The sequence below is a fragment of the Amycolatopsis sp. w19 genome, from assembly GCF_051373225.1.
Taxonomy (GTDB): domain Bacteria; phylum Actinomycetota; class Actinomycetes; order Mycobacteriales; family Pseudonocardiaceae; genus Amycolatopsis; species Amycolatopsis japonica.
On the sequence record NZ_JBPQFM010000001.1, the window covers coordinates 312,815 to 318,970 of the forward strand.

The following is a 6,156-nucleotide window of genomic DNA, read 5'->3' on the forward strand; positions in this document are numbered from 1 at the left end:
GTGGTGTCAGCGCGCCTTCGCCCACTCGGTGTCCAGGAACGCGCACGCGTCGGCCACCGTTCTGCGGCCGGTGATGACGTCCTGCGCGGCCTGGTACACCTTGTCCTTCATCCCCGGCAGGAGCCCGTCGTCCGCGGTTTCCCAGCTGAAGGCGTTCACGACGGCGTTCTTCGCGACGGCTTCCTTGTACAGCTCGTATCCCGCTTTGAAGACCGGTCCGACGTCGGCGGGCGGTGTGTAGCCCTTGATCGCGGGGAACAGGCCGTCGGCCTTGACCGAGGCGTCGATCTGCTGCTTGTCCAGCTGGAACGCGAGCGCGAACTTCCTTGCCGCGTCGAGGTTCCGAGACTTCGCGTTCACGACGATGCCGCCACCGGTGTACGCGGGCACGACGAGTTTCCCGTCCTCGGAAGGAAAGTTGAAGACGCCGATCTCGAACGGCGGCTCCTTGGCGTCGGCGCTCGCGGCGAACCAGTTGCCCATCGGGTACATCGCGCCCTCGCCGTTGAGGAAGGCCGCCTCGGTCGCGGAGTAGTCGCGCGACACCTGCGTCTTGTCGAGGTAGCCCTTGGCCACCAGATCGGCGAACTTGCCGAACGCCTGCTGGAAGGCCGGGTCGGCGAACTTGACCTTGTCGGCCCGCCGCTGGGAAAGCCAGTCCGGTGTCTTGCCGTAGACCTCGACGCTGACCAGGCCGTCCAGCAGCATCGCGGACGGGAACCCTTCCTTGCCGCCGCCGATGGTGAACGGCGTGATGCCCTTCGCCTTCAGTTTCTCCGACGCCGCGAGGAGCTCGTTCCAGGTCGACGGCGCCGACGTGATCCCGGCGTCGGCGAAGAGCTTCTTGTTGTAGTAGATCGGCGGGATGGTCTGGGTGTTGGCGGGAAGCTGGTGGTGCCCGCCCTTGATCGGGTTGGCACCGGGGAACTGGAAGTCCTTGAGTTCTTCGGGTGTCCAAGCGTAGAGGTTGCCCGATTCGGCGAACCCGGCCGAATCGACGGCGATCGCGACGTCGGGGAACTGGCCGGACTGCAGGAGTTGTTTGGCGTAGCCGGTGCGGTCGGTCGACGGGGCGACCAGTTTCTTCACGCTCAGGCCGGGATTTTTGTCCGTGACGCGTTTGATGGCGGAGTCCCAATAGGACGGTGGGAGGTTCGGCGTCTCGAACGTCAGGAAGGTGATCTCGCCGCCGGAGGCGTCCGTCCCGCCGCCGACGGTGCAACCGGTGAGGCTCGCGGCGAGGAGTAGTGCGGCTCCCAACGCGAAGGACCTTCTCATGCCCCAGTCACCCTTCTCGCGGCGATGCACGACGTCTCATATACGACGGCATTCGATCGGATGTCTAGGGTGATGTCAAGCAGTCCTGGCGGGCGTCGGCGGGCGAAAAGTGGCGATACATCTGATCTATCGGCGGGCCTAGACCTTCGTCAACCGGATCACCGCACTCGCGAAATCGCCGTCCGGAAGGCCGGGGAACAGGCCGTGTGCCAGGAGCGAGGCGCCGTGCCACACCTTTCCGGAGTCCTCGTCACGGTAGCGGGCGGCAGGGTCGAGACCGTCGAGCCGGAGCGGTCGTTCGCGAGTGTGGAAATGTGCCGCTTGCCGGAACACGAACACTACCGCGCGTCCGCCGTCGGCCGCCACGTACTGCAGCGCGGAGACACCGTCGGTGGCAGGCGGCACGAGACGGTGAAGCCTGCCGTGCTGGACGATCGGCCGGATGTCCTTGTACAGCGCGATCTGTTCCCGTGCGTAGACCAGATCCTCCTCGGGCCATTTCACGATGTCGCCACCGATGCCGAGCACGCCGGCCATCGCGACGTGGAACCGGAAACGCAGGGGAGTGGACCGCCGGGTGACGAAGTTGGGGTCGTCGGTGACCCACGCCGACATCGCGCGCGCCGGGTACACCTGGCCGTAGCCGTGCTGGATGACGAGCCTGTCGAGCGCGTCGGTGTTGTCGGACGTCCAGACCTGATCGGTCCTGGCCATCACCCCGAGGTCGATCCGCCCGCCACCGCCGCTGCACGCCTCGATCCGCAGCCCGGGATGCCGGGCGCGGAGGCGGTCCATGATCGCGTAGACCGAGCGGGTGTGCTCCACCCACAGCGTGTCCGGATCGACTGCACCGGGCCAGCCCGCTTCGCTGAAGGGGCGGTTCATGTCCCATTTCAGGAAGTCGATCCCGTGCTCGCCGACGAGGGAGTCGAGCGTGCCGAACGCCCATTCGGCGACGTCCGGCCGGGCGAAGTTGAGCACCAGCTGCCGTCGCAGTTCCGACCGGGTCCGATGTGGATGGTGCAGGACCCAGTCCGGGTGGGCGCGGTACAGATCGCTGTCCGGGTTGACCATTTCGGGTTCGACCCAGAGCCCGAACCTCATGCCGAGCCGGTGCACCTCGCGGACGAGCGGTTCGAGACCGCCGGGGAACTTGTCGCGGTTGACCTGCCAGTCGCCGAGGCCCGCGTGATCACCGCTGCGGGCTCCGAACCAGCCGTCGTCCATCACGAACAGTTCCACGCCGAGCGCCGCGGCCTTCTCCGCCAGCGCGCGTTGCCCGGCTTCGGTGACGTCGAAACCCGTTGCCTCCCAAGAGTTGTAGAGCACCGGCCGGATTTCGCCGGGATGAGGGAGGACGTGGTCGAGCGTGTACGCATGCCACGCGCGGCTCGCGGCGCCGAATCCGCCGTCGGTGTACAGCCCGGCGAAGACCGGGGTGGTGAGCGTGTCACCGGGTGCGAGCCGCGGGACGACGCCGTCCTGGCCGAAGCCGCCGGTCACGGTGAGCCGGCCGGTGGAGGAGCGCGTGGTGGTGATCCGCCACGAACCGCTCCACGCGAGCGCGGCGCTGTAGACCTCGCCGTGCCGCTCGGTGGCTTCGCCGTCGTCGAGCATCACCCACGGATTGGCGTGATGACTGGTGATGCCGCGCCTGCTGCCGAACGTGGTCTCGCCGTGGGGGACGGGCTCGCGGAGCAACTGGCTCTCGGCGGCCCAGCCGCCGGTGACGTGGCTGATCCGGTAGTCCGGCCGGATCGGCGCGACCCAGGTCGCCGAGTCGGCGCGGATGATCTCGATCGGGCCGTCCGTGCCGTCGTGGGCGAGTTCGGTCCAGCGCTCGATGACGTCCGTGCCCGCCGGGACGCGGTAGCCGAGCGTGATCCGCAGCGGGTAGTGGCGATCGCGGAAGTGGACGCGCAAGCTCACGTCGTCGATGTCGTGGCCGAGGTAGCGCCATTCGAGGGCGCGGGTCCCGTCGGCGAACCGGACCTGGAGGGCGGGCGTCCAGTAGCGGGTACCGCCGTCGGCGGCCAGTTCGTCCAGCCCCTCGTTGGGATCGTTGAAGGAATCCCAGCGTTCCTCGGTCCGGCTGAGGACGTCGGCGAGCTGATCGGCGGTGAGCGCCGGGCCCCAGTAGACGTGGGAGGGCGCGTCGTCGTCGGTCAGCCGGAGCGCGTAGCTCGTGGCTGCCGTGCGGATGAGCCAGGAACGGGTGCTGTCGTCGAAAACGATCTCGGCCACGGGCCCATCCTGACGCCCGGCGCCCGCGGTGACCAGGGGCTCCCGCTCGCCGGTACATGAAGGCCCCCTTCCTGTACCTAGGCGCAAGGAAGGGGGCCTTCATGTACTTGGGAAGCGGTCAGCCGCCGACCTTCGCGATGGCCACGAAATGCTCCGGCCGCACCCGCACGATCACCTTCCCCGGCGAGGTCGCGTACGCCAGCCAGCCGTCGATGACCTCCTGCCCCGCTTCGCCGAGGTACCGCCGGGCGATCACTTCCGAGCCGAGCCGGACGCCGTCCGGATCCGAAACGATCTCCGCCACGCCCTCGACGCTGACGAACGAGTACGGCGGAACAGGGTCGTCGGCGACCACCGAAACCCGCGGATTCTCCTTGAGCGCCCTGCCTTTGACCGTGTCCGCACCCAGGTTGACCAGGATGTCGTCCCCGTCGAGGGCGAACCAGACCGGTACCGCGTGCGGCCTGCCGTCGGGGCGGACCGTCGCGAAGACGGCGGTGCGGGTGCCTTCGGCGAGGAAGGCGCGGCGCTGCTCGTCGGTCATCTTCTCCGGCATTACTTTCCCTCCAGGACGGCGTCCAGGCCGAAGGCCGGGAACAGGTGACTGTCGAACGTGGTGAACTCCGCGGCCTTGCCGTCGATGACGCAGACGAGGTCGAGCTTGAAGGCACGGAAGACGGTGTCGCCGGGACGCCGCAGATACGAAGCGAAGGCGGGCATCCGGTTCGCGTCGACGGGGACGGCGCGCCATTCGCCCATCTCTTCGGCGATCCTCCCGTGCCGGGCGAGGTGTTCGAGGCCGATGTAGCAGTGGGGCTCCGGCGGCATGGTCACGCGGACGTCGTCGCGGACCAGACTGCTCAAAGTGCTGAAATCGCCGCTGTCGTGGGCTTCGACGAGCCGCCGGACCAGCGCCCGTTCCTCTTCGGAGGGAGCCGAGACCGACCATTCGCCGCGTTGCTGCGGGAGGCGTTCACGCAGGGTCGCGCGGCCGCGTTGCAGTGCGCTGTTCGCGGCGGGGACCGAGAGATCGAGCAGTTCGGCGGTTTCGGCGGCCTGCCAGCCGAGGACGTCGCGCAGGATCAGCACCGCGCGTTGGCGCGGCGGCAGCATCTGCAGGACCGCGAGGAAGGCGAGTTCGATGGTTTCCCTGGCGATGGCGAGCGCGTGCGGTTCGGCCTCCGAGGGCGCGATCTCGTCCAGCAGGCGGTCCGGATACGGCTGGATCCAAGGGACTTCGGCGAACGAGCGGACCGACGGCACCCGGCGGTCCTTCTTGCGGATCGCGTCGAGGCAGGCGTTGGTGGCGATCCGGTACAGCCACGCGCGGAAGTTGCCGCCGTCGAACGTGTCCAGCCCGCGCCACGCGTTGAGCAGCGCCTCCTGGACGGCGTCTTCCGCCTCGTCGAACGAGCCGAGCATCCGGTAGCAGTGGACGTGCAGTTCCCGGCGGTGTTGTCCGGTGAGCGCGGCGAAGGCGGTTTCGTCTCCCGCCTTCGCCGCGGCGATCGTGTCGGTCATGGCGCCTCCCATCGAGTGTTCTTACCCGATGTAACGGCGCCCTTCGCCGGAACTCATCGATCCCGCGATGACTTTTTCGCGGGACCGCGGAAACCGCAGGTCAGGGACGGGTGGTGAGGTATCCGCCCATGGTGCGGAAGTACTCGGTCGCGGCCAGTTCGGTGCCGTCCTCGGTCCGCACCCGCTCGATGACGAGCCCGTGCGACCGGCCGCGGCGCGATTCGGGCCCGGCGACGATCACGACGCCTTCACCCTCTCGGATGAAGATCCGGCCGGGGGTGCCGCCGTATTGGCCCACCGACACCGAGGAGCGGATCACGCGTAGCTGCTTGCCGCGGTGGTAGGTGAAGGCGTTGGGGTACGGGTCGGACTGGGCGCGCACCAGCCGCTCGATCTCGTCCGCGGGCCACGACCAGTCGATGAGGCTGTCTCGCAGGGCGCGCTTGTGGAAGAAGCTGGCCCTCGACCTGTCCTGTTTGACCGGGGTGAAGTTGCCCTTCGCGATCAGCTCGATGGCTTCGGTGGTGATAGGCGCGATGAGGTCGACCGTCCGGTGGAACAGATCGGTCGTCGTGTCCTTCGGTCCGACCGGGACGGAGCGCTGCAGCACGATGTCGCCCGCGTCGAGGTCGGCGTCCATCATGTGGGCGGTGAGGCCGACCTCCTTCTCGCCGTTGATGAGCGCCCAGATCAGCGGCGAGAAGCCGGCGTAGGCGGGCAGCAGCGAGTCGTGGACGTTCAGCGTGCCGTACCGCGGCATCTCGAAGATCTCCGGCGGCAGCCAGGTGCGCCAGTTGTTGGCGACGATGAGGTCGAGATCGGCTTCCTTCAGCTCTGCCAGGAGTTCCGCGTCGTCGGGACTCTGCCGCAACAGTGCGCGGATCCCGTTCTCCTCGGCGAGGTCCGCGACGGAGTCGGACCAGATCTTCTCGTAGGCGTGGTCACTCTTCGGGTGGGTGACGACGAGGGCGACCTCGTGACCCGCGTCGATCAAGGCCCGCAGGGTGCGGTGTCCCCAGGTCTGGTATCCGAACATGGCGACCCGCATGGGACCGGCCTCCTCCTGGTCGAGGGATGAACATCACCACTGAAAGTACTAGTTGAGCCTCACCT

General features: G+C 68.0%; 5 protein-coding genes. All 5 read right to left on the minus strand.

Annotated elements, in window-relative coordinates; all coding sequences use genetic code 11:
• Positions 1-6: 6 nt before the first annotated feature.
• The 5 genes from ACSMFO_RS01400 to ACSMFO_RS01420 all read right to left on the minus strand — a co-directional run bounded on the left by ACSMFO_RS01400 (position 7) and on the right by ACSMFO_RS01420 (position 6,091).
• Positions 7-1,278, minus strand: a complete 1,272-nt coding sequence (locus ACSMFO_RS01400) for an extracellular solute-binding protein (protein ID WP_436456487.1) — start codon at positions 1,276-1,278, stop codon at positions 7-9.
• Positions 1,279-1,416: 138 nt separating this feature from the next.
• The gene (locus tag ACSMFO_RS01405) at positions 1,417-3,522 is read right to left on the minus strand and encodes an alpha-galactosidase (RefSeq protein ID WP_436456489.1); all 2,106 of its coding nucleotides are present in this window, start codon (positions 3,520-3,522) and stop codon (positions 1,417-1,419) included.
• A gap of 118 nt (positions 3,523-3,640) precedes the next feature.
• Positions 3,641-4,078 (minus strand): PPOX class F420-dependent oxidoreductase, encoded by a 438-nt coding sequence (locus ACSMFO_RS01410; RefSeq protein ID WP_436456490.1) that lies wholly within the window; start codon positions 4,076-4,078, stop codon positions 3,641-3,643.
• The gene (locus ACSMFO_RS01415; protein ID WP_436456491.1) at positions 4,078-5,043 is read right to left on the minus strand and encodes an RNA polymerase subunit sigma-70; all 966 of its coding nucleotides are present in this window, start codon (positions 5,041-5,043) and stop codon (positions 4,078-4,080) included. The genes ACSMFO_RS01410 and ACSMFO_RS01415 overlap by 1 nt, the downstream gene beginning before the upstream one ends.
• 100 nt (positions 5,044-5,143) lie before the next feature.
• The gene (locus tag ACSMFO_RS01420) at positions 5,144-6,091 is read right to left on the minus strand and encodes a methionyl-tRNA formyltransferase (RefSeq protein WP_436456492.1); all 948 of its coding nucleotides are present in this window, start codon (positions 6,089-6,091) and stop codon (positions 5,144-5,146) included.
• Positions 6,092-6,156 lie beyond the last annotated feature (65 nt).

Coding starts and splice junctions, on each gene's coding strand:
- ACSMFO_RS01400 (WP_436456487.1), bottom strand. CDS start 1,278: ATGAGAAGGTCCTTCGCGTTGGGAGCCGCACTACTCCTCGCCGCGAGC.
- ACSMFO_RS01410 (WP_436456490.1), bottom strand. CDS start 4,078: ATGCCGGAGAAGATGACCGACGAGCAGCGCCGCGCCTTCCTCGCCGAA.
- ACSMFO_RS01415 (WP_436456491.1), bottom strand. CDS start 5,043: ATGACCGACACGATCGCCGCGGCGAAGGCGGGAGACGAAACCGCCTTC.
- ACSMFO_RS01420 (WP_436456492.1), bottom strand. CDS start 6,091: ATGCGGGTCGCCATGTTCGGATACCAGACCTGGGGACACCGCACCCTG.